This is a genomic window from Hoeflea sp., from assembly GCF_039975035.1.
Classification (GTDB): Bacteria; Pseudomonadota; Alphaproteobacteria; order Rhizobiales; family Rhizobiaceae; genus Hoeflea.
Genome location: NZ_JBDWHW010000071.1, coordinates 1 through 24069, shown reverse-complemented (window position 1 = coordinate 24069; position 24069 = coordinate 1). Strand labels below are relative to the sequence as shown.

The following is a 24069-nucleotide window of genomic DNA, read 5'->3' as shown; positions in this document are numbered from 1 at the left end:
GAGAACGATCAATGTGTCTGGCAATCCCGGCGAAAGTAATTGCGCTCGAAGCAAATGACATGGCGGTGGTGGCGCTGGAAGGCATCAAGAAACGAATTTCGGTGGCGCTGCTCGATGAGGTCGCTGTCGATGACTACGTGCTGATCCATGTCGGCTATGCGTTGCACCGGGTCAGTCCCGAGGAAGCCGCGCGAACGCTGGCATTGATGGCGGAAGCCGGAATTCTGAAGGAAGAACTCGAAGAGATTGCGGGGAGCGAAGCATGAAATATGTCGACGAATTCCGCGATGGCGATCTGGCCGCAAACCTGGCAGCCAAGATCAGCGCCGAGGCGCGTCCTGATCGCAGCTATCATCTCATGGAGTTTTGCGGCGGGCACACACATGCGATCTTCCGTTATGGCGTGCAGGACCTGATGCCGGACAATGTCAAGTTCGTCCACGGCCCGGGATGTCCGGTCTGCGTGCTGCCGGTGCGCCGCCTCGATGACGCGGTGGAACTGGCCGAGCGCTATGACGTGATCCTGTGCTCTTACGGCGACATGATGCGTGTGCCGGGCACCAAACAGCGCTCGCTGATCCGCGCCAAAGCCGATGGCGCCGATATCCGAATGGTCTATTCGACCATCGACGCCTTGAAGATCGCCCGCGACAATCCGGACCGTCAGGTGGTGTTCTTCGGCATCGGTTTCGAGACGACAACGCCGCCAACGGCGGTGGCGATCCATCAGGCCCAAGCCGAAGGGCTCGAAAACTTCACGGTGTTCTGCAACCATGTGCTGACGCCTTCGGCGATTGGCCATATTCTGGAATCGCCGGAAGTGCGGGATCTCGGAACGGTGAAGATCGACGGCTTTCTCGGTCCGTCGCATGTCAGTTCGGTGATCGGTTCGGAGCCTTACGAGTTCTTCGCCGAGGAATTCGCCAAGCCGGTCGTCATTGCAGGCTTTGAACCGCTTGACGTGATGCTGTCGGTGCTGATGCTGATCCGCCAGATCAATGAGGGCAGGGCCGAAGTCGGGAACGAGTACACCCGCGTGGTCACCCGGGAAGGCAATCTGAAGGCCCAGAAACTGGTTTCCGAAATTTTCGAACTGCGCCAGAGTTTCGAGTGGCGCGGGCTTGGCGAAGTGCCCTACAGCGCTTTGCGCATCCGCGACGCCTATGCCGCATTCGATGCGGAGAAGCGCTTCGAGATTTCCGAGAAACAGTCGCGCGAGGTCAAATCCTGCGAATGCCCGGCGATCCTGCGCGGGGTGAAGAAGCCGACCGACTGCAAGCTGTTCGGAACGGTGTGCACACCGGACAATCCGATGGGATCGTGCATGGTGTCATCGGAAGGTGCTTGCGCGGCCTACTGGAGTTACGGCCGTTTCCGCGGTCCTGCCGGTGCCGACAAGGAAGTCGCCGCATGAACATGGCTGACACTCGGGCTTCGAAGAGAACCGGCGCCATCGACATGACCCATGGCGGCGGTGGACGGGCGATGGCCGAGCTGATCCGCGATCTGTTCCACCGGCACCTTGGCAATCCGATCCTCGCTCAGGGCAATGATGCGGCGCTGATTGAGGTGCCCCCGGGGCGTCTGGTGATGGCGACGGACGGCCATGTCATCTCGCCGCTGTTTTTCCCCGGTGGCGACATAGGCTCGCTGTCGGTGCATGGCACGCTCAACGACGTGGCCATGGCGGGCGCCAGGCCGCTTTACCTCACCGCCGGTTTCATACTCGAGGAAGGCTTTCCGCTGGCCGATCTGGAGCGGATCGTCATCTCGATGGCGCATGCGGCGCGCGAGGCTGGCGTGCCGGTGATCACGGGCGACACCAAGGTGGTTGAAAAAGGCAAGGGCGACGGGGTGTTCATCACCACCACCGGCCTTGGCGTGGTGCCGGAGGGTGTGCGGGTTTGCGCCGACCGGGCGAAAGCCGGACAGGCGATCTTGCTGTCGGGCCCGATCGGCGATCATGGCGTGGCGATCATGTCGAAACGCGAAAATCTCGAATTCGAAACGGAAATCCTTTCCGACAGCGCCGCCCTGCACGGATTGGTCGCGGAAATGATCGGGGCTGTTCCGCAGATCGCGGTGCTGCGCGATCCGACACGCGGCGGACTTGCCGCGACGCTGAACGAAATCGCCAGATCGGGCAATGTCGGCATGATGCTCGACGAGGCGGCGATTCCGCTCAGGCCGGATGTCGCCGCGGCCTGCGAGATGCTGGGGCTGGATCCGCTCTACGTTGCCAACGAGGGCAAGCTCGTCTGCCTGTGCGAGGCGGCGGATGCGGACAAGCTGATTGCGCTCATGCGCGCCAATCCGCTGGGCAAGGATGCTGCGCGCATCGGAACTGTCACCGACGACAATGCAAACCTTGTTCAGATGAAAACCGGCTTCGGCGGCACGCGGGTGGTCGACTGGCTTGCCGGTGAGCAATTGCCGAGGATCTGCTGAGCCATGCGCATCCTGTTCCTCTGCCACAGCTTCAATTCTCTCAGCCAGCGGCTGTTTGTGGAGCTGGGCGAGAGGGGACATGAGATTTCGGTCGAGTTCGATATCAATGATGCGGTGGCTGTCGAGGCGGTTGAGCTGTTTTCCCCCGACATCATCGTCGCGCCCTTCCTCAAGCGCGCCATCCCGCAGAGCATCTGGGAAAGCCGGATCTGCCTTGTGGTTCATCCCGGACCGGCAGGGGACGGCGGACCATCAGCGCTCGACTGGGCGATCCTGAATGGCCAGACCGAATGGGGCGTGACAGTGCTGCAGGCCGAGAGCGGTCTGGATGCGGGTCCGGTGTGGGCGCATCGCCGCTTTGTGATGCGCGATGCGCCGAAATCGAGCCTTTACCGGCATGAAGTGACAGAAGCCGCAACCCAGGCGGTACTCGAGGCGATTGACAGGATCACCCAAGGTGCGAAGCCGGTCAGCATGCAGTCGCTGGGGGCGGTGCCGATCTGGCGCGACGGCATGAAGCAGCACTCCCGCGCGATCGACTGGGCGCGTGACGACACCGAAACGGTGCTGCGCAAGATCGCTTCCGCGGATGGAATGCCGGGTGTGCGCGATGAAATGTTTGGCCATGAGGTTTATCTCTTCAATGCCCACTCCGCGAAAGATCTGCCGGAGAGCGAGCCGGGAGCTGCAATCGCACGCTCCGGCGGAGCCATCGCGAGGGCAACGCGTGACGGGGCTGTGTGGATCGGACATGTCCGCAAGGCCGGACCGAAAACCATCAAGCTGCCCGCGACACAGGTGTTTGCGGCTGAGGCGAGGAACCTCCCGGAAATGCCGGGCCTTGACGAGATCCGCTATGAGGAGGCGGATGCGGTCGGTTTTCTCGATTTTCGCTTCTACAATGGCGCGATGGGGACCGAGACCTGTCAACAATTGCTTGCAGCCTGGCACGAGGCCGTTGCCCGGCCGACGCGGCTGATCGTGCTTTCGGGCGGGCCGGATCACTGGTCAAATGGCCTCAACCTCAACATGATCGAGGCGGCAGACAGTCCGGCCGACGAGTCGTGGGCCAACATCAACGCCATGGATGATCTGGCCGAAGCCATCATCCGCACCACCGGCAAGATCGTCGTTTCGGCTGTCGGCGGCAATGCAGGCGCCGGCGGCGTGTTTCTGGCGCGTGCGGCCGATGCGGTCTGGCTGCGACAGGGTGTCATTCTCAATCCGCATTACAAGGATATGGGCAATCTCTACGGATCGGAATTCTGGACCTATCTGCTGCCGCGTCATGCCGGTGCCGACAACGCCATGCGCATAGCCGCTGCGCGCCTGCCGATGGGCGCCAGGGAAGCGCTTTCGCTCGGTCTGGCCGACAGGATTGTCGAAGCCGGATGGGCGGAATTTGACGAAACGGTGCGCGACATGGCGATCAGCCTCGCCAATTGCCCCGATATTCAAAGCCGGCTGGATGAAAAGGCCCGGCGGCGCGCAGCGGACGAGGCGGTCAAACCGCTTGCCGACTACCGCGCCGAGGAACTTGGCCGGTTGCGGCGCAACTTTTATGGTTTCGACCCGAGCTACCACGTCGCACGACATAATTTCGTTTACAAGGTCGCCAAGTCGCGCACGCCGATCACCATTGCTCGCCACCGGGCGACCGCTCAGATGATGCAGGCACGCAGGAAGGCTGCGTCATGACGGGGCTTCCGACAATCCCGGTGGTCGATGACCAGGTCCGTTCGCTGGAATTGCTGGAGCGTATTCTCAACGAGAATTTCGAGGTCAGCACCGCTGCAACCCGGAAGGGGAGATCTCGATCCGGGGTGAAAAGAGCCGCAATGGCAACGTCGTTCGGGTATCCGACAATGGACCGGGACCGGGCATTGCGCCTGACCGAGGCGGCTCGCGGGTCGCTGGGCCATTGGCTGAAAATCGATAACGGGCGGATGGCCAACTACCAGATCATCGGCCGACCACGTGGAATTTATAGCCGCGATCTGGACGGCACTCCGAGGCCGCCGGAGCAGGCGCTTGCGGGCGCATCGGTTCGTCCGGCGAGACCGAGCCGGTGGCGGTTCAGCATATTGTCCGTTCCTTCGATCCGTATCTCGTCTGCACGGTGCACTGAGGCTGTGTGATGGACGCAGCTTCAGACAGAATTGGTCGACGGTTCCGGATACGGGGTCTGGTGCAGGGTGTCGGATTTCGCCCGCATGTCTGGCGGCTGGCGACGGAGGAGGGGCTCGTCGGCCATGTGCTCAACGACGGAGCCGGTGTTGAGATCGAAGTCTGGGGCAGCATAGCGGCACAGAGCCGGTTTAAGGACAGGCTCTCGAACGAAGCCCCGCCGCTTGCCCGCATCGATTCCATCAGCTGGGAAGCGCTGGACCAAAACCCGGCAGCGGGCGGGTTCCGGATCATCAAGAGCGGCGGCGGCGAAATTTCGACGGGCGTGGTGCCGGATGCGGCGAGCTGTCCCGCCTGCCTGGCTGACATCAGCGATCCGTCCAACCGGCGGTTTGGCTACGCTTTCACCAATTGCACCCATTGCGGCCCGCGGCTTTCGATCGTGCATTCGATTCCCTACGACCGGGCGCGGACATCGATGAACGCCTTTCCGATGTGTCAGGAGTGTTCACGCGAGTATGAAGATCCTTCCGACCGGCGATTTCATGCGCAACCCAATGCCTGCGCGGTGTGCGGACCGCGGCTCTGGCTGGAAGACGGCAATGGCGAAATCGATTGCGACGATCTTCTCCTGAAGGTGGCGGGCCGGATCCGCGATGGCGAAATCGTTGCGATCAAGGGCATCGGCGGGTTTCATCTGGCCTGCGACGCAACCAGCCAGACGGCTGTCACAAAACTGAGGGAGCGCAAGCGCCGTGCCGCCAAGCCGCTGGCCGTCATGGCGCGAGACACCTCCCAGATCGGCCGGTTCTGTGCGGTCTCGGCGCAAGAGCAGGAACTGCTCCACTCCAGTGCCGCGCCTGTGGTGGTGCTGCGCAATGACGGCGAAGCTCTCGCTCCTGGCGTTGCTCCGGGGCAGATCCGGACCGGGTTCATGCTGCCCTACTCACCGTTGCACCACCTGCTCATGCAGGCGCTTGACCGGCCTATTGTTCTTACCTCCGGCAATCTCTGCGATGAACCGCAGGCGATCGACAACGAGGACGCGCGCCTGCGGCTCACCGGCGTTGCAGACCTGTGGCTGATGTATGATCGCGACATCATCAACCGTCTCGACGATTCGGTTGTCCGGCTTGACGCGCCCGGCCCGCACATCCTGAGACGGGCGAGAGGACTTGCGCCAGCGCCGCTTCCGCTCGCAGCCGGGTTTGCAGGCCACTCGCCGGTCCTTGCCATGGGAGGCGAACTCAAATCGACCTTCACGCTGCTTCAGGGCGGGCAGGCGATAGTCTCGCAGCATCTGGGGGATCTGGAGGAGGCGGCGAGCCATGCCGATTATCGCAAGGCGATTACGCTCTACCGGAATATCTTTCGCTTCGATGCGGAGGTGATCGCGATTGATCTGCATCCGGATTATCTCTCATCCCAATGGGGCGCGGCGCTGGCGGAAGAAACCGGGGCAAGGCTGGTGCGCGTCCAGCACCACCATGCTCATCTGGCCAGTTGCCTTGCCGAGCATGGGGTCGAGCCCGGAGATGACCTGACAGTTGGCGTGGTCATGGACGGTCTCGGGTTTGGGGCTGACGGCAGCATCTGGGGCGGTGAATTCCTCCTGGGCGGCTATGACGGCTTTGAACGAGCCGGACACTTTGCGCCGGTTCCGCTGCCGGGCGGTGCGCAGGCGATGCGCGAACCGTGGCGCAACACGGTCGCTCATCTCCATGCGGCTTTCGGCCCGGACTGGTTCGCGCAGGTATCCGGCACACAGCTTGATGCGGCGCTCGCGGTCCGGCCGCTCGGTGTCATCGGACAGATGATCACCCAAAAGCTCAACTCGCCGCTGTCGTCTTCGGCCGGTCGTCTGTTCGATGCGGTCGCAGGCACCCTTGGCCTGTGCGCGGATCGTCAGCAGTATGAAGGCCAGGCGGCGATGGAGATGGAAGCACTGGCCACCCCTTGTCTTGCGGGCACATCGGGATATCCGGTCGCCATCACGCGGGATAAAGGCGCCTATGTGCTGTCATGGACGCCGCTGTGGGAGGCGTTGATTGAAGACCTCTCCAGTGGAGCCAGCCCCGGGACGATTGCCGCGCGTTTCCACCTCGGGCTTGCGGACGCGCTGACTGACACTGCGATGCGCATCGCCGCGGATGCCGGTGTGCAACGGATCGTACTTTCAGGCGGGGTGATGCAGAACCGGATTCTGCTGGAAGCATTGCATGGCCGGCTTCAACGTGAAGGGTACACCGTTCTGGCCCATGTCCGTGTGCCTGCAAATGATGGCGGACTGTCGCTCGGCCAGGCCGTGATTGCTGCTGTGCAGACCAGATGATCCCGCTCACAGTGAATCCGACCGGCGTGTTACGACCGCGAACCGACACAGGATGATCGTCGTGCGTTATCAAACTCCGGGCAAGATCAAATCAGTCAACCAGGGCGCCGTGTTTTGAAATGACCTTGGCGGCAAGGTCGGCTCCGGCCTTGATCGCCGGTGCGAGGTCTTCTTTGTCCAGATAACCGGCAAGAAAGCCGGCATTGAAACTGTCGCCCGCGGCGGTGGTGTCGACGACGCTGTCGACCCGGACCGGGTCATGCCGGCCGATCCCGCCGCCGCTGAGGCTGACAATTTCGCCAGGGCCGTTCTTGACCACCACAAGCGATGCGCCAGCTTCGGCATAACGCGAGGCGGTGGCCTGCGGCATCGCGTCACCGAAGAAATGCGCCTCGTCTTCATGGGAGGGCAGAATGATGTCGCTGACAGCGGCGGCGGACATCACCGCCTGCCGCATCATTTCGGGCGTGTCCCAGAGGCGAGGCCGCAGATTCGGATCGAACGCCACCGTGACACCCTTCCGCCGTGCCGCCGAAATGGCGTTCAACAATTCTGTGCGTCCTTCTGGCTGCAGGATGGCCAGGGTAATCCCGGAAAAATAGGCCAGGCTGGCCGAGGTCAGCGCTGTCTCAAGCAGGCTCGGGTCATTTGCCAGTTTGCGTGCTGCCGAATTTGACCGCCAGTAGGAGAAACTGCGCTCGCCCTGATCAAGCTGGATCATGTACAGGCCGACGGTGCAACCGGGCAGGGGGCGGACAAAAACGGTGCGGATTCCGGAATTGCGGATGAAATCCGTCATCTGGGTGGAGATCGCGTCATCTCCGACCGCAGTGAAATAGGCGACATCCCAGGCCCCGCCGAGCAAGCGACGCATGTACCAGGCCGTGTTGAATGTGTCGCCGGCAAAGCCGAGCCGGTAGTTGCGGTCTGCGATCGATGCCATTTCGACCATGCATTCGCCGATCGACAGAAATGAACGTTTCATGTGTCGGCCTCATCGGCGAAATAGTGAATATGGGCGGCCCTGATCCGGACGATCTGTTGCTGGATCCGTGACAGGTGCAGCCGCATCTGCTGCATCGCCCGTTCTTCGTCGCGCGCCCGGATTGCTTCCATGATGTTCACGTGATCACCAAAGGCGTCTTGGGATGCGAAGGACAGGGAAAGAAAACGCACCCGGTCCATATGCGCCTTTTTCTCCCGGATGATGTCCCAGACGAATCCAAGTCCGGAGCGGTCACAGATTTCCTTGTGAAACTGGTCGTCCAGGGCATGGAAGCTGACCGGGTCGTTTGCGTCAACCGCCTGCTTCTGCTGGTCGATGATCTCGTCAAGAGCGCTGTGATCTTCCTTGGCCAGCACTCGGCAGGCCGTGCGCACGGTTTCCGCCTCGATGGCGTTTCTGATGAAGCGCGCCTGAAGCACTCCGGCTTCGGAAATCTGCGAAACCAGGGTCGCCCGCTGCGGCCGGATCGACAGGAAGCCGAGCTTGGACAGACGATAAAATGCATCCCTGACCGGCTGGCGGGAAACGCCCAATGCCTTGGCCACCTCGACCTCCGACATCTTTGTGCCGGGAGGCAATTCCAGCGACAGGATTTGACGGTTCAATTGGTCAAACACCGTGTCCGCCACTGATGGGCGGTTGAGCGGTTCAAGGGTCCTCAAACTGGACGTTGCGGACATGCAGTCACTCCGTTGACTAGGTATGCATACTAGCATATTACTATATCACATTGATTGGAAGGCCTAATGAAATCAGCCTTCGCGGGAGGGGTAAGTCAAACGGCTCTGGCGCGCCGAGACCATGCCATCCTTTTTTGCTCCGGACGGAGTCCATCTGGACGATCATGCCGAGGCGCGGTTCGAATGATTTTTCAACCCGGCGATCCGGCACCAAACCTGGCAGATTGCCATGGACGGCAGCCAAAAACTGCCACAGCGGTTGCTTGGAACAATCTCGGACAATCTGAAAGCAGGACGGGCGAGCGCCGGCTGATGCTCGCAGTCGCGGCCTGGATGCGTTACCTTGGCGGAACCGATGAACGGGTCTTCCCATCGAGGTCAAGGATCCGTTGTCGGAACGGTTCAGGAGCCTGCGAGGTGCCGGCGAGACGCCAGCGGAGAAGATCGCAGCCCGGTTGGGTGTTCGGGTGATTTTCAGTGCTGACCTGACTGCTCAACTGGCAGGTCAGGTGAGGCGTTCCTATGAGGTGGTGAGCCGTGGTGGCGCGCGGCAGGTGGTGGAGGAGATGCTGTGAAGGAAAGCTGGCGCTGGTACGGGCCGCTCGACAAGATTACGCTCAGTGAGATTATGCAGACCGGTGCATCCGGGATCGTGACCGCGTTGCATGAGATCCCCTATGGCGAAGTCTGGCCATGCGAAACAATTGCCAAACGGAAGGCCGATATTCTGGCCGCTGGGCTGGACTGGGTGGTTGTGGAAAGCCTGCCGATCCACGAGCGGATCAAGCGCGGCGACGGGGATCTCTCGGCCCTGTTCGCCAACTACCGGCAGTCGATGGCCAACCTGGCCGCCGAAGGTATCCGGACGATTTGCTACAATTTCATGCCGCTGCTGGACTGGACCAGGACCGACCTTGCCGCGCCTGTCGCAACAGGCGGCTCGTGCCTGCGGTTCTCGACACCCAAAATGGCGGCACTGGAAATCCATATGCTGGGCCGTGAGCAAGCGCGCTATGCGTATCCGGCAGAGGTCGTCACGGCTGCCGAAAGCTGGTTCCAGGCTTCATCGGACGAAGGTCGTGCACAATTGATGCATTCGGTGATGGCTGGTCTTCCCGGTGCTTTTGATCGCTACGACGCTGACGGCCTGAAGGCGGCGCTGAAGCTTTATGACGGGCTCGACCGGTCCGCGCTGCGCCGACATTACAAACGCTTTCTGGATGAAATTATCCCGGCAGCCGAGGATCTCGGAATGCGTTTGTGTGTTCATCCCGACGACCCGCCGCGTGACATTCTGGGCTTGCCGCGGATCGTTTCCGATGCCGGAGATATCGACTGGATTCTTGACGCTGTCGACAGTCCGGCAAACGGGTTGACACTGTGCGCAGGCTCACTGGGCGCCAATCCCGACAATGACGTGTCTGAACTCGCCCGAAGGTTTGCCTCAAGGACCTGGTTCGCCCATCTGCGCAATGTGCGCAAGGATGCCGACGGTTCCTTCGAGGAGGCGGCGCATCTTGCCGGCGATACCGATATGGTCGCGCTTACGGCCGTGCTGCTTGAGGAAGAGGCGCGCCGGCGCCGGATCGGTGAGGATGACTGGGAAATTCCGTTCCGCCCGGATCACGGCCATGAACTCCTCGATGACGCCGCACGCAATACCCATCCGGGCTATCCGTTGATCGGCCGCCTGCGCGGCCTCGCCGAGTTGCGCGGTGTCATTGCCGGGCTGTCGCATGACTGGAAAGAACGCAGGTGATGTCGCCAGATTACCGGCAATGCAAATTGCGATGCCGGTTTGCAGCCGGACGATGCTGCTGCCGTCAGCCGCGCAATTCGATCATCGCGGTTTCCTTGACGGTTTCCATGACCGCGTAGGAGTGGGTCTGCATGACCGCTGGTAACTGGCTGATCCTTTCTCCGAGGAGTTCCCTGAAATGGGAGATGTCGCGGGTGCGTACCTTCAGCATGTAGTCGAACGGACCGGCGATCATCAGGCAGGTTTGGACTTCGGGGATCTGCTTTATCGCCTGATTGAAGTCTTCGAGTGCGCTTTCGCTGGTCTTGGCGAGGTTCACATGGACAATCATGACATGGTCCATTTCGACCTCTGCGGGATTGAGCGTGGCGCTGTATCCCATGATCACGCCCTCACGTTCCAACCGCTTGACCCGCTCCGAACAGGGGGTTTTGGTAAGGTGTACGCGTTCGGCGAGATCAACTATAGATAGTCTCCCGAAGGATTGCAGTGCATTCAAGATGCGTCGGTCTGTCGGATCTAATTTCCTTCTCATTTGGTCTTTTTTCCTAATACTTCCTGAAATTTGGCCAATAAACCCGAATATAAACTAAATAAAGTTCCTTATACTAGTCTTTTCGACTAAAATCATTGAGCGGGGTGACCCGGAGTGCATTCGTGTTTCGGTGTGGGTTTCTGATTTTCAGCAGGACGTATTGAGATCTGTTTCCGTCAGCGGGCATGATTCTGAAAACAATAAGAGAGGGAATGACAATGACAACAAAACTGGTTGTTGGCCTTGATGGCCACGGGTCGGGCGAGCGCGCCCTGACCTATGCGGAGCGATTGGCCAAGCTTATTGGGGATTGCGAACTGATGATCGTCTACGTGGTGGAGTGGTCGCCCTATTCGTTTCAGACGGCTGAAGAGAACGCGCAGCGTCACAAGCGCCGCGAAGAGGAGATCTCAACTGCGACGCAGCGGATTATCGATCCGGCAGTTGCCAAGGTGCATGCGGCCGGACTCAAGGCCACGGGCAAGGTGCGGCATGGGGATGTTGCTTCAATTCTGATGGCAGTGGCGGAAGAAGAGAAGGCTGAACAGATTGTTGTCAGCCGGTCTTCGGAAGGCGGATTTGCCAAGCGCTTCTTCGGCAGCGCGACATCCAACCTGGTCATGCACGCATCCGTGCCCGTAACCGTTGTCAGCTGAGGGGACAATCATGAATTCGATCAAAACAATGCTGCTGTTGGCGCTTGCAACAGCAGGGTCGGCGGGCGCTGTTCAGGCGCAGGAAGCCATGACCCTTGACCAGAAGGTCAATGAGATTTTCGCAACGGTGACGGGACCATTCGTCAGTCTCATATTCGCGCCGCTCCCGGGGACGAGCTTTCCCTGGATCGTGATGTGGCTGGTGATAGCTGCTTCGATTTTTACAATCTATTTCGGCTTTGTGCAGTTCCGGTTCTTTGGCCATGCCATAGGGCTGGTGAAGGGTGATTACTCTGACCCGAACGATGCGGGCGAGGTCAGCCACTTCCAGGCTTTGGCGACCGCGCTATCAGGCACTGTCGGACTCGGCAACATCGCCGGTGTGGCCGTTGCCGTCGGCATCGGCGGACCCGGAGCGACATTCTGGATGATCCTGGCCGGATTGCTCGGCATGGCGTCCAAATTCACCGAGTGTACGCTCGGGGTGAAATATCGAAACGAGTATGAGGACGGCACGGTTTCCGGCGGCCCGATGTACTATATCTCCAAGGGCTTCAAGGAGCTGGGCCTGCCCGGCGGCAAGTTTCTCGCCGTCATGTTCTCGATCTTCTGTATCCTCGGCGCCCTTGGCGGCGGCAATATGTTCCAGGCCAATCAGGCCCATGCCCAGATCTCCGGAATCGTCGGTGACTATCCCGGCTGGATTACCGGCATCATCTTCGCTGCCGTGGTCTTCGCGGTCATCGTCGGCGGCATCAAGTCGATTGCCAATGTCACCGAAAAAGTCGTGCCTTTCATGGGCATTCTCTATGTCGGCGCTGCCTTGATCATTCTTCTGGTCAATTACGACAAGATCGGTTGGGCCTTCGGTCAGATCTTCGGCGGGGCCTTTACTGGTCTCGGCGTCGCCGGTGGTTTCGTCGGCGCCCTGATCCAGGGTTTCAAGCGGGCCGCGTTTTCCAACGAAGCCGGTGTCGGTTCGGCGGCGATTGCCCACTCGGCGGTCAGAACCAAGGAGCCGATCACCGAGGGTTTCGTGTCGCTGCTCGAGCCGCTCATCGACACCGTTGTGATCTGCACGATGACCGCTCTGGTCATTACCATTTCGCAGCAACTGATTGTCGATCCGGCAACCGGTCTCTATCAGCTCAATGAAGCAGGCTCCTCGATCGCCACTGTCGGTGATGTGAGCGGTGTTGCTCTGACCTCCGCGGCCTTCGGCTCGGCGATCGGCTGGTTCCCTTATGTGCTGGCTATCGCGGTGGTGCTGTTTGCCTTCTCGACCATGATCTCCTGGTCCTATTACGGGCTCAAGAGCTGGACCTACCTGTTTGGCGAGGGCAAGAACTCGGAACTGACCTTCAAGGTTATCTTCTGCATCTTCATTGTGATCGGTGCGGCGGCCAGCCTTGGTCCGGTCATCGACTTCTCGGATGCGGCGATCTTCGCAATGGCTGTGGTCAACATCTTCTGCCTCTACTTCCTGATGGGACTGGTGAAGAAGGAACTGATCTCCTACGGCTCGCGGCTGAGCGCGGGTGAAATCAGAAAGTTCAAGCACTAACGCGCGTCGCATTCAAATGGATTCAGGTGACGCGTTAGCTCTTTGTTTCTGCCGGTCGTTATCGCAAAACCGCAGGACATTCTTTCGCGACATGCATTAGGCAACTTGATCCGCACCAAGGCCGAGCGGCATGGTCATGCCGTTCAAATCTTCAGCGCCGGCGCGAAAGCTCCGGCGCTGTCATTGTCAGAGGCTCAATCGGGATGTTCATGCATCCGCGCGGTCGAGCTTTTCCGTCTTCGAGCTTCGTGCTAACATTACCGTGTTCTACTGAACGGTGATCTTATGAGTTCGACCGGATTGGCCCTGCTTGTCGGCACCACAAAAGGTGCATTCCTGATCTCCGGCGGTAGCGACCGCAGCGGATGGACAGTCAAAGGTCCGTTTTGCGACGGATGGCCGATCAACCATATGGTCGGTGATCCGCAGACCGGCCAGCTCTGGGCCGGCGGGGGTGGGGACTGGAGTGGCGCCGCGATCTGGAATTCGGACGATCACGGCGAAACCTGGAACCGGGTTCGGCTGACCAAAGGCAGCATGGATGATTGGGCCGCCAATGATGCCGAATTTGCGGCGATGATTGACTGGAGCGATGAGCCGCTGCCGTTTGCGGATCAGTTCTCGCAGATATGGTCGCTTTGCCATGCTCATGGCAAACTCTATGCAGGGGTCAAACCGGCGGGTTTGCTTGTCAGCGAAGATGGCGGCAATAACTGGAAACGCAACGACGGACTTGATAATCATCCTTCGGCGGGAAGCTGGACTCCCGGCGCCGCCGGACTTGTGCTGCACACGATCGTGCCCCACCCGGAAAATCCCGACAAACTCTGGATCGGGATCTCTGCGGCCGGTGTCTTCGCCACAGAGGACGGCGGCGTCACCTGGGAGCGGCGCAACCGTCTCTCCAATGCCGGGGAATGCGCCGACCATGATCATCCGGCAGCACCCCGTGACGGAGAGATCGGCCATTGCATTCACAACATGATGCGGGCGCCCGGTGGCGGGGATCTGCTCTATCAGCAAAATCACCATGGCGTCTGGCGTTCGGCGGATGGTGGCCGCAGCTGGGACAACAAGACCGAGGGCCTGCCATCGACCTTCGGATTTCCGATCAGGGTGCATCCGCGCGATCCTGAAACGATCTGGACGCTGCCGCTCAACGGCGACAGCGCCGGGCGGTTTCCACCCGAAGCATCGGCAGCGGTCTGGCGTTCGCGCGACGGCGGTCAGAGCTGGCAGGCGTTGCGCAACGGTTTGCCGCAGGAAAGTTGCTTCTTCACCGTGCTGCGCCAGGCCATGGCTGGGGACGGGCGAGATCCCGCCGGTATCTATTTCGGCACCAACAGCGGGTCGGTGTTCGCGAGCCTTGATGAAGGCGATAACTGGCAGGAGATTGCACGTCATCTGCCAACGGTGCTGTGCGTTGAAGTCTTGGATCGCGGCTGAAACGCGGTCGATCCGGTCACCTCGCAGCGGATTTGATATCCTGCCTATGCTCCTGACAATTGCTTGCGGACACTTTCGAGCAGGCGACGGTGGATGTGCGAATGGCGGTTGCGCAGATGCACGGCGAAATAGACCGACTGCGGGATGCGCGGCGCACCTCTTACAAAATCGAAATCGCCGGTCGCAACCATTTCCTCGGCGGAGGCCTCGAGCACATAGGCAGTGCCGCCAAGACTCGAGAGCAGGCCGCAAACCGTGATGTTCTGGCCGCTCGACAGCGGCGCTTCGGCCAGATTGGCCACGACCTGACGGTGGACCTTGTCAAAGGCAGCCGAGTAGTTGGTGAAGATGTAGCTTTGCGGCTCGATGTCGTTGAGGTGGACCGCGGTGGAGCTGATCATCCGGTAGGCGAGTTCGCCGATATGTTCGTGATGCAGGTCGGGAAGGTTCTTGGGAGTAAACATGATCGACAGATCGATTTCGCCAGCCAGCAGATCGATGCTCATCTGGTTGGAGAAATCCAGCTCGACGTAAAACGCGGCGTCGGGAAGTACCTTGCGGAAACCGGTTACCCAGTCGCCGATGTGGCTGGACGCGAGATCGTGCTGCATGCCTATGCGCATGGATTGGGTGAAGTTTCCGGTGCTTTGGACCGAACGCCTGGCTTCGTTCCATTGGTGGCGCAAGGTGCGGGCATGATCGAGCAACCTGTAGCCGGCCGGTGTCGGCTGGGTTCCGGCGCGGCTCCGGGTGAACAGTTTGCGGCCCAACGTGGTTTCGAGCGTGTGGATCCGGCCCGATACGGTCGATTGGGTCAGGCTCAACCGTTCAGCCGTCCGGTTGAAACTCTTGGTTTCCATAAGGTCGAGGAAAGTCTCAAGCAGCTCGATTTGCACGGGCCAATCCTTAAAAATTGCTGCTTTGCACCCTAATCGGATTTTCCGATTAATAAAGCGCTTTCGGCGGAATTGCGGATTGTTTGAACCGGTCGGATACTCTCCAAAACAAGCTGTTGCAGGAGAAGCATGTGAGCGGGATTGCAGGGCACGCGCGGGTTGTCATCATCGGGGGAGGTGTGGTCGGGGTTTCGGCGCTTTACCACTTGGCAAAAGCTGGCTGGACCGACTGCGTGCTGCTGGAAAAGAACGAGTTGACGGCCGGTTCCACCTGGCATGCAGCCGGCAATGTGCCGACATTTTCGTCGTCCTGGTCGATCATGAACATGCAGCGCTATTCGGCCGAACTCTACCGCGGACTGGCCGAGGCTGTCGATTATCCGATGAACTACCATGTCACCGGGTCGATCCGGCTCGGGCATTCGAAAGAGCGCCTGCGCGAGTTCCAGCGGGTGGCCGGCATGGGCCGCTATCAGGGCATGGACCTGGACATCCTGTCGCCGGATGAAATCAAGTCGCGCTATCCGTTCACCGAAACCCACGATCTCACCGGTGCGCTGTACGATCCCTATGACGGGGACATCGATCCGGCGCAGCTGACCCAGGCGCTGGCCAAGGGCGCGCGCGATCTCGGCGCAAAGATCTACCGGTTCTGCCCGGCCACCGGCGTTCGCCGCGAAAACGACGAATGGGTGATCTCGACCGAGAAGGGCGAAATCCGCTGCGAATACGTGGTCAATGCCGCAGGCTATTATGCCCGCGAAGTCGGCAAGATGTTTGGCCGCGACATGCCAATGATGGTGATGAGCCATCAATATATGCTGTTTGACGAAGTGCCGGAAGTGGCGGCCTGGAGCCGGGAGAACGGCAAGAAGCTTCCGCTGATGCGCGATGTCGACAGCTCTTACTATCTCAGGCAGGAAAAGAACGGTTTCAATCTCGGTCCTTACGAGCGCAAGTGCCGGGCGCATTGGGCAACGATGGACGACCCGATGCCGGCTGACTTCTCGTTCCAGCTGTTTCCTGACGATCTGGAGCGGCTGGAATGGTACATCAACGATGCGGTCGAGCGGGTGCCGCTGCTCGGAACTGCCGGACTGACCAAGACCATCAATGGCCCGATCCCCTACACTCCGGACGGCAATCCGCTGATCGGGCCGATGCCCGGCGTGCCCAACGCTTTTGAGGCCTGCGTCTTCACCTTCGGCATCTGCCAGGGCGGTGGCGCCGGCAAGGTGCTGGCCGAGTGGGTAATGGAAGGTGAGACCGAGTGGGACATGTGGTCGTGTGATCCCCGCCGTTTCACCGGTTTCTGCGATCAGGACTACGCGGTCGCCAAGGGCATGGAAGTCTATGGCCATGAATACGCGATGCATTTTCCGCATCACGCCTGGCCTGCGGGGCGCAACAAGAAGCTGTCGCCAGTGCATGATCGGGTCGCGAGCCTTGGCGGCCAGTTCGGTGCCTACAATGGCTGGGAGCGGGCCAACTGGTATGCGCGGCCCGGTGACGACACAAGCGAAGAGGCCACCCAGACCTGGGCGCGCGAGGGCGAGTGGTTCGAGGCGGTGCGCCGGGAATGCCTGGCGGTGCGGGATGCCGCCGGGATTCTCGATCTGCCGGGCTTCTCGCGATTCCGCGTTGAAGGTGCCGGCGCGCGCGACTGGCTGTTGTCGATGACCACAGGTCTGGTGCCCAAGCCCGGGCGGATCGGCCTTGGCTATTTTGCCGATGAGAAGGGACGGATCGTCACCGAAATGTCGATCATGGCGCTCGGTGAGGATTTCTTCTTCCTGATCACGGCGGCCACGGCGCAATGGCATGATTTCGAATGGCTGACCAAGCATCTGCCGGCAGGCTCGGAGATCAAGATCCAGGATGTGACCGAGGCATTTTCCTGCCAGATCCTGACCGGTCCGAAGTCGCGCGACATTCTGTCGACCGTGACTGATGCCGATCTCAGCAAGCCCTGGCTGACGCATCAATCCGCGCAAATTGCGGGGAACTGGTGCCAACTGGTGCGGGTGTCCTTCGCCGGTGAACTGGGCTGGGAGATCCACACCAAGGTTGAAGACACCGTGGCGGTGTTTGACGCGGTGATGCAGGCGGGAGAACCGCATGGGCTCAAGCCGTTCGGCATGTTCGCGCTCAATTCGCTGCGGCTCGAGAAGGGGTACCGGGCCTGGAAGGGTGATCTTTCCACCGATTACACGGTCCTGCAGGGCGGCCTCGAGCGTTTCGTCAAATTTGAGAAGCCGGATTTCATCGGCAAGCAGGCGCTGTTGGCCGAACGTCAGCGCGGTGTTTCCAAGCGCTTTGTCACACTGGTGATCGAGGCGGGGGATTGCGACGCGCCCTACATGTCGACGCTGTGGCATGACGGCAAGGTCGTCGGTGAAACCACCTCCGGCGGCTGGGGGCACCGCATCGGCAAGTCCATTGCGCTCGGGATGCTGCGCGCCGATCTGACCGAGCCCGGCACAGAGCTCGAAGTTGAAATATTCGGGGACCGTTTTGCGGCCACGGTGCAACCCGACCAGCCCTTGTGGGATTCCAGCAACGAAAGACTTCGCGCATGACAACTGCCGTTCCCGCGAATGCCCGTGCCGTGATCGTTGGCGGCGGGGTTTCAGGCTGTTCCGTCGCCTATCACCTGGCCAAACTCGGCTGGCGCGACATCGTGCTTCTTGAACGCAAGCAACTCACCTGCGGAACCACCTGGCATGCAGCCGGCCTGATCGGGCAATTGCGCGCCTCGCTGAACATGACCCGGCTCGCCAAATATTCAGCAGATCTCTACGTCAAGCTGGAGGGGGAGACCGGTGTCGCCACCGGCATGCGGCAATGCGGGTCGATCACCGTGGCGCTGAAGGAAGCGCGCAAGGAAGAGATTTACCGGCAGGCTTCGCTGGCCCGCGCTTTCGACATCGATGTTCAGGAAATCGGGCCTGAAGAGGTGCTGAAAATGTACCCTCATCTCAACATCTCCGACGTCAAGGCGGCGGTGCATCTGCCGCTCGACGGCCAGTGTGATCCCGCCAACATCGCCATGGCGCTGGCCAAGGGCGCGCGACAGAACGGGGCCAGGATCATCGAAGGCGTCAAGGTGACGGCGATCACCAGCGCCGACGGGCAGGTGACCGGGGTCGACTGGCAGCGGGGCGACGAGACGGGATCGATTGCGGCCGACATTGTGGTCAATTGCGGCGGCATGTGGGGGCGCGATCTCGCCGCCCAATCCGGCGTGACGCTGCCGCTGCATGCCTGCGAACATTTCTACATCGTCACCGAGGCGATCGAAGGCCTGCCGCGGCTGCCGGTGCTCAGGGTGCCGGACGAGTGCGCCTACTACAAGGAAGATGCCGGCAAGATGCTGCTCGGCGCATTCGAACCTGTCGCCAAACCCTGGGGCATGGGCGGAATTTCCGAGGATTTCTGTTTCGACCAGTTGCCCGAGGATTTCGATCATTTCGAACCGATTCTGGAGCAAGCCGTCAACCGGCTGCCGCTGCTGGCAACGGCGGGCATTCACACCTTCTTCAACGGGCCGGAAAGTTTCACACCGGATGACCGGTATTACCTTGGCGAAGCTCCCGAGATCAAAGGCTACTGGGTCGCAGCCGGCTACAATTCCATTGGGATCGTTTCGTCGGGCGGCGCTGGTTTTGCGCTGGCGCAGTGGATCAACGATGGCGAACCGCCGTTCGATCTGTGGGAAGTTGATATCCGCCGGGCACAGCCGTTCCAGAAGAACCGCCATTATCTGCAGAGCCGGGTCACTGAAACACTTGGCCTGCTTTATGCCGATCATTTCCCCTACCGGCAGATGGCGACCGCGCGCGGTATCCGGCGCTCACCCATTCATGAGCAACTGAAGGCGCATGGCGCGGTGTTCGGTGAAGTGGCCGGCTGGGAGCGGGCCAATTGGTTCGCCGACGAGGGGCAAGCGCGCGAATACCAGTATTCCTGGAAGCGGCAGAACTGGTTTGACAATCACAAGCGCGAACACATGGCGGTGCGCGAGGACGTCGGCCTGTTCGACATGACCTCGTTCGGCAAGATCCGGGTCGAGGGGCGGGATGCGGCTTCCTTCATGCAACGGCTCTGCGCCAATGAGATGAATGTCGAGCCGGGGCGGATTGTCTATACGCAGATGCTCAACCGCCGCGGCGGCATCGAGTGCGACCTGACCGTGACGCGTCTGTCGGACACGGCGTTCGTGCTGATAGTTCCCGGCTTTACCCTGCAACGCGACCTGGCCTGGCTCAGGCGGCATCTCGGCGACGAATTTGTTGTTATCACCGATGTGACGGCGGCTGAATCGGTGCTGTGCGTGATGGGCCCCAATGCCCGTGCGCTGCTGCAGGCGGTCAGCCCGAATGGTTTTTCCAACGAGGCGCATCCGTTCGGCATGGCGCGCGAAATCGAGATCGGCATGGGTCTCGCCCGCGCTCATCGCGTCACCTATGTCGGTGAACTGGGATGGGAGCTTTATGTGTCGTGCGATCAGACCGCGCATGTGTTCGAGGCGCTGGCGGAAGCGGGGGCGGATCACAGGCTCAAGCTCTGCGGTCTGCATGCGCTCGATTCCTGCCGGATCGAGAAGGGGTTTCGGCATTTCGGCCATGACATCACCGACGAGGATCATGTGCTTGAAGCCGGGCTTGGCTTCGCTGTGAAAACCAAAAAGGGCGAGTTCATTGGTCGTGACGCGGTGCTGCGCAAGCGCGAGGAGGGGCTGTCGCGTCGGCTGGTGCAGTTCCAGCTCAAGGATCCCGAGCCGCTGCTGTTCCATAACGAGGTGATCGTCCGCGACGGCGAGATCGTCTCGATCATCACCTCGGGCAATTACGGCCATCATCTCGGTGGCGCGATCGGGCTCGGCTACGTGCCTTGCGCCGGTGAAAGCGTCGACGAGGTTCTCGCCTCAAGATACGAAATCGAAATCGCCGGGGAACGCCATTCTGCGACCGCGTCCCTCAAGCCGCTCTACGACCCCGGCGCGCTTCGCGTCCGGATGTGAATTGAATTTTGCTTCGGGCCCATGGAGATCATGATGGAAATCGGAATTGAAACAGCACTCGAACCGGCAGCCGAAATTCCGGTGGTTGAAAAACAAAGCCGCCGTTCCGGCGGACGCGCCCACAGGGTAGCGGTCAGGACCGCGCCGCTGGCCGACAATCTCCGGCCAATTCGTGCAGGCATGAGTGGCGGGCAATACGCGCCGCTGTCACATGCCAATGTGCATCGAATTCACGAAGCGGCGTTGGATGCGCTGGAAACCATCGGCCTGTCACAGGCGCCGCAGTCGGGGGTCGAGATCATGACTCGTGCGGGCGCCATTCTGGGCGATGACGGGCGGCTTCGCTTTCCGCGGGCGCTGGTCGAGGACATGCTGGCGCTGGCCAACAAGGATCTGGTGCTGTTTGGACGCGATTCGAAACATGATCTCGATCTGTCAGGGACACGGGTGCACTACGGCACGGCGGGTGCTGCGGTGCATGTGGTCGATGTTGAAAACCGGACCTACCGTGAATCCACCGCGCAGGATCTCTATGACGCAGCGCGGATCACCCATGCGCTCGACAATGTGCATTTCTTCCAGCGCGCCATGGTTTGCCGCGACGTGGTCGACAATTTCGAGATGGATATCAATACCATTTATGCCTGTTGCGCCGGCACCACCAAACATGTGGGCACGAGTTTCTCCGACCCGTCGCATTTTGAGGGCTGCATGGATCTCATTCACATGATCGCAGGCGGTGAAGCGGCATGGCGCGCCCGGCCATTCGTGTCCAATTCCAACTGCTTCGTTGTTCCGCCGATGAGGTTTGCGGAAGAAAGCTGCGTCACCATGGAAAAATGTATTCGCGCGGGCATGCCGGTGCTCTTGCTTTCCGCTGGGCAGGCGGGCGCCACGGCGCCGGCGATGCTGGCGACTGCCATCGTTCAGGCTGTGGCGGAATGCCTGGCGGGCGTCGTCTATGTCAACGCCATGGCGCCGGGCCATCCGGCGGTGTTCGGCACCTGGCCGTTTGTCTCCGACCTACGCTCCGGCGCGATGTCAGGCGGTTCGGGCGAGCAGGCTCTGCTGACGGCGGGTTGCGCCCAGATGCACAGGTTCTACGGCCTGCCCGGTGGTGCTGCCGCCGGCATCGCCGACGCCAAGCTGCCCGACATGCAGGCCGGCTGGGAACAGGCGATTTCCAACACCATGGCGGGCCTGAGTGGTCTCAACATGGTCTATGAGGCGGTCGGCATGCATGCCTCGCTGCTCGGCTTCTGCATGGAGTCGCTGGTGCTTGGCGACGATCTTCTCGGCCAGGTTCTGCGGTGTGTGCGTGGGATCGATGTGACCGAGGACAGTGTCAGCCTTGAGGCCATGCGGGAGGTCTGTCTGGAAGGTCCCGGGCATTACCTGGGGCATCCGCAAACATTGAGCGTGATGCAGACCGAATATGTCTATCCCGCGGTCGCTGACCGGATGAGCCCCAAGGAATGGGCTGAAATCGGCAAGCCGGACCTTGTGCAAAGGGCAATTGCGCGCAAGAACCGTATTCTTGCAGAATCGACGGCACCACAGCTTCCTCCGGACGTTGACGCGGCAATCCGGGCGGCGTTCAACATCTACGTATGAGGTAAGATCAATGGCCATCTATGGCAATCTCGCGCGGTTCTACATCAATGGCGAATGGGTGGCTCCCTCGGATGGCGGATCGCAGCTCGATGTGATCAATCCGGCCACGGAAGAAAGCGTGGCCAGGGTGGCGCTGGGAACCCGGCAGGATGCCGAAAAGGCCATCGCCGCCGCGCGCGCGGCGTTTCCGGGTTTCAGTGCATGGACCGCCGCCGAAAGACTCGCGCTTCTCACGCGTATTCGCGATGTCTACAAAGCCCGGATGGGTGACATTGCCGAGGCGATTACCATGGAAATGGGAGCGCCGGATGCGTTTTCGCTGTCGGATCAGGTAGGCTCCGGGCTCGGCCATCTCGATGCGACGATGGCGGCGCTCGAGGCTTTCGTTTTTGAAGAGATGCGCCGCACGACGCTGATCGTGCACGAGGCTATCGGCGTGGCCGGACTGATCACGCCGTGGAACTGGCCGATGAACCAGATTGCCTCCAAGGTGGCGCCGGCGCTGGCCGCGGGTTGTACCATGGTGCTCAAGCCGAGCGAAATCGCGCCCCTGAGTGGCATCGTGTTTGCCGAGATCATGCACGAGGCCGGTGTGCCCGCCGGCGTGTTCAATCTGGTCAATGGCGACGGTCCCGGTATCGGCCAGGTGCTCAGCAGCCATCCCGATATTGACATCGTGTCCTTCACCGGCTCGACCCGTGCAGGGGTTATGGTTGCCAAGTCGGCCGCCGAAACCGTCAAGCGCGTCACCCAGGAACTTGGCGGAAAGTCGCCCAACATCATCCTCGCCGACGCTGATTTCGAAGCTGCCGTCGCCAGCGGTGTCGAGGCCTGTTTCGGCAATAGCGGGCAATCCTGCGATGCGCCGACGCGCATGCTGATTCCGCGTGATCGCCACGATGACGCGCTGCAAATTGCGAAGCGGACGGCCGAGAACCTTGTGACCGGTGATCCGCACGACCCCGATACCAATCTCGGACCGGTGATCAGCCAGGTTCAATACGAGAAAATCCAGGGACTGATTGCGTCGGGAATTCAGGATGGAGCAACACTGGTGACCGGCGGTCGCGACCGGCCCGAGGGGCTGGAGCGCGGCTACTATATCAAACCAACCGTGTTTGGCGCGGTGACGCCTGACATGCGGATTGCGCGTGAGGAAATCTTTGGGCCGGTGCTGGCCATCATGCCATACGAGACCGAAGAGCGGGCGGTCGAGATTGCCAATGCCACGGTCTACGGGCTTGCCGCGTATGTGCAGTCCGGCGATCTGGAGCATGCGCGGAGGATCGCCCGGCAGATGCGGGCAGGGCAAGTGCATATCAATTATCCCGACGCGGACATGTTCGCTCCGTTCGGCGGCTACAGGCAATCCGGCAACGGCCGTGAATATGCCGACTGGGGCATGCATGATTATCTCGAAACCAAGGCGCTGATCGGCCACGGCTAGGTCTGCGCATTCAACCCATCATTTGCACAATTAGGAATTCACCATGCGCTATGGTTTCATCGGTCTGGGCAATCTCGGCGGGCATATGGCCGCAAGCCTGTTGCGCGAAGGCTTTGACGTCACTGTGACGGATATCGATCCGGCACTTGGCAAGCGACATCTCGACATGGGCAAGGCTTGCGTCTGGGCCGACACGCCGGCGGAGCTGGCGCGCGACTGCGACGCAATCATCACCTGTCTTCCGTCGCCCGCCGTATCCGAAAAAGTTTTGGCCGAAATGCTGACAACCGCAAAAGCCGGAAACACATGGATCGAAATGTCGACGCTGGGCCGCGATGACATTCTAAGGCTGGCCACCGTCGCATCGGCCAAGGGCGTTGAAACCATGGAGGCGCCGGTGACCGGCGGTGTGCATCTGGCGGCGCAGGGCAAGATCACCGTGCTGGCCGGCGGTGAGGCGCATCTGTTCGACAAGCACAAGCCTGCGTTTGAGGCGATGGGTGACAAGATCTTCCACATGGGACCGCTCGGCTCGG

General features: G+C 60.8%; 20 protein-coding genes and 1 pseudogene. 17 read left to right on the top strand and 4 right to left on the bottom strand.

What is annotated here, in order from left to right:
• The first annotated feature begins 11 nt into the window (after window positions 1-11).
• The 6 genes from ABJN75_RS05985 to hypF are packed head-to-tail and all read left to right on the top strand — an operon-like array spanning window position 12 to window position 6907.
• A complete protein-coding gene (locus tag ABJN75_RS05985; protein WP_348437755.1) occupies window positions 12-266 on the top strand; it encodes a HypC/HybG/HupF family hydrogenase formation chaperone in 255 nt (84 codons plus the stop codon).
• Window positions 263-1414, top strand: coding sequence for a hydrogenase formation protein HypD (gene hypD / locus ABJN75_RS05980; protein WP_348437753.1), 1152 nt, complete (start codon window positions 263-265; stop codon window positions 1412-1414). The genes ABJN75_RS05985 and hypD overlap by 4 nt, the downstream gene beginning before the upstream one ends.
• On the top strand, window positions 1411-2448 hold the full coding sequence (hypE, locus tag ABJN75_RS05975; RefSeq protein ID WP_348437751.1) for a hydrogenase expression/formation protein HypE: 1038 nt from the start codon (window positions 1411-1413) through the stop codon (window positions 2446-2448). The genes hypD and hypE overlap by 4 nt, the downstream gene beginning before the upstream one ends.
• Before the next feature lie 3 nt (window positions 2449-2451).
• On the top strand, window positions 2452-4146 hold the full coding sequence (locus ABJN75_RS05970; protein WP_348437749.1) for a hydrogenase maturation protein: 1695 nt from the start codon (window positions 2452-2454) through the stop codon (window positions 4144-4146).
• Window positions 4143-4586, top strand: coding sequence for a nickel-dependent hydrogenase large subunit (locus ABJN75_RS05965; protein WP_348437748.1), 444 nt, complete (start codon window positions 4143-4145; stop codon window positions 4584-4586). Before ABJN75_RS05970 ends, ABJN75_RS05965 begins: the two co-directional genes overlap by 4 nt.
• Window positions 4586-6907: a carbamoyltransferase HypF gene (gene hypF / locus ABJN75_RS05960; protein WP_348437746.1), complete on the top strand. Its 2322-nt coding sequence runs from the start codon at window positions 4586-4588 to the stop codon at window positions 6905-6907. The genes ABJN75_RS05965 and hypF overlap by 1 nt, the downstream gene beginning before the upstream one ends.
• Window positions 6908-6998: 91 nt before the next feature.
• Here hypF and ABJN75_RS05955 read toward each other — a convergent pair whose 3' ends face one another.
• Window positions 6999-7892, bottom strand: a complete 894-nt coding sequence (locus ABJN75_RS05955; protein ID WP_348437744.1) for a sugar kinase — start codon at window positions 7890-7892, stop codon at window positions 6999-7001.
• Window positions 7889-8593, bottom strand: a complete 705-nt coding sequence (locus ABJN75_RS05950) for a GntR family transcriptional regulator (RefSeq protein ID WP_348437742.1) — start codon at window positions 8591-8593, stop codon at window positions 7889-7891. The genes ABJN75_RS05955 and ABJN75_RS05950 overlap by 4 nt, the downstream gene beginning before the upstream one ends.
• Window positions 8594-8774: 181 nt before the next feature.
• On the opposite strand from ABJN75_RS05950, the pseudogene ABJN75_RS05945 reads away from it, so the two are divergent.
• The 3 genes and pseudogenes from ABJN75_RS05945 to uxuA all read left to right on the top strand — a co-directional run.
• Window positions 8775-8994: pseudogene (locus tag ABJN75_RS05945) on the top strand (mannitol dehydrogenase family protein); the annotation flags it as partial.
• A complete protein-coding gene (locus tag ABJN75_RS05940; RefSeq protein WP_348437823.1) occupies window positions 8983-9168 on the top strand; it encodes a hypothetical protein in 186 nt (61 codons plus the stop codon). The pseudogene ABJN75_RS05945 and the gene ABJN75_RS05940, both read left to right, overlap by 12 nt.
• On the top strand, window positions 9165-10352 hold the full coding sequence (uxuA, locus tag ABJN75_RS05935; RefSeq protein ID WP_348437740.1) for a mannonate dehydratase: 1188 nt from the start codon (window positions 9165-9167) through the stop codon (window positions 10350-10352). The genes ABJN75_RS05940 and uxuA overlap by 4 nt, the downstream gene beginning before the upstream one ends.
• A 64-nt stretch (window positions 10353-10416) precedes the next feature.
• Here the strand turns inward: uxuA and ABJN75_RS05930 are convergent, their stop codons facing one another.
• Complete coding sequence (locus tag ABJN75_RS05930) at window positions 10417-10887, bottom strand: Lrp/AsnC ligand binding domain-containing protein (RefSeq protein ID WP_348437738.1); 471 nt, start codon at window positions 10885-10887, stop codon at window positions 10417-10419.
• Window positions 10888-11099: 212 nt separating this feature from the next.
• Here ABJN75_RS05930 and ABJN75_RS05925 point away from each other — a divergent pair, with 212 nt between their 5' ends.
• From ABJN75_RS05925 to ABJN75_RS05915, 3 genes are all read left to right on the top strand, one after another.
• A complete protein-coding gene (locus tag ABJN75_RS05925) occupies window positions 11100-11543 on the top strand; it encodes a universal stress protein (RefSeq protein ID WP_348437736.1) in 444 nt (147 codons plus the stop codon).
• Between the two features lie 10 nt (window positions 11544-11553).
• Window positions 11554-13107: an alanine/glycine:cation symporter family protein gene (locus ABJN75_RS05920; protein WP_348437734.1), complete on the top strand. Its 1554-nt coding sequence runs from the start codon at window positions 11554-11556 to the stop codon at window positions 13105-13107.
• A 285-nt stretch (window positions 13108-13392) separates the two neighbouring features.
• Window positions 13393-14553, top strand: coding sequence for an exo-alpha-sialidase (locus tag ABJN75_RS05915; RefSeq protein WP_348437732.1), 1161 nt, complete (start codon window positions 13393-13395; stop codon window positions 14551-14553).
• A 44-nt stretch (window positions 14554-14597) separates the two neighbouring features.
• Here ABJN75_RS05915 and ABJN75_RS05910 read toward each other — a convergent pair whose 3' ends face one another.
• On the bottom strand, window positions 14598-15449 hold the full coding sequence (locus ABJN75_RS05910) for a LysR family transcriptional regulator (protein ID WP_348437730.1): 852 nt from the start codon (window positions 15447-15449) through the stop codon (window positions 14598-14600).
• A 131-nt stretch (window positions 15450-15580) separates the two neighbouring features.
• On the opposite strand from ABJN75_RS05910, the gene ABJN75_RS05905 reads away from it, so the two are divergent.
• From ABJN75_RS05905 to ABJN75_RS05885, 5 genes are all read left to right on the top strand, one after another.
• A complete protein-coding gene (locus ABJN75_RS05905; RefSeq protein ID WP_348437728.1) occupies window positions 15581-18028 on the top strand; it encodes an FAD-dependent oxidoreductase in 2448 nt (815 codons plus the stop codon).
• Window positions 18025-20472 carry an FAD-dependent oxidoreductase gene (locus ABJN75_RS05900; protein WP_348437726.1) on the top strand — a complete coding sequence of 816 codons (2448 nt, stop codon included), beginning with the start codon at window positions 18025-18027 and terminating at the stop codon, window positions 20470-20472. Before ABJN75_RS05905 ends, ABJN75_RS05900 begins: the two co-directional genes overlap by 4 nt.
• A gap of 33 nt (window positions 20473-20505) precedes the next feature.
• Window positions 20506-22086 carry a trimethylamine methyltransferase family protein gene (locus tag ABJN75_RS05895; RefSeq protein WP_348437725.1) on the top strand — a complete coding sequence of 527 codons (1581 nt, stop codon included), beginning with the start codon at window positions 20506-20508 and terminating at the stop codon, window positions 22084-22086.
• 10 nt (window positions 22087-22096) lie between these two features.
• The gene (locus ABJN75_RS05890) at window positions 22097-23533 is read left to right on the top strand and encodes an aldehyde dehydrogenase family protein (RefSeq protein WP_348437723.1); all 1437 of its coding nucleotides are present in this window, start codon (window positions 22097-22099) and stop codon (window positions 23531-23533) included.
• Between the two features lie 43 nt (window positions 23534-23576).
• Window positions 23577-24069 (top strand): NAD(P)-dependent oxidoreductase (locus ABJN75_RS05885; protein ID WP_348437721.1); only part of this gene is annotated, 493 nt, incomplete at its 3' end.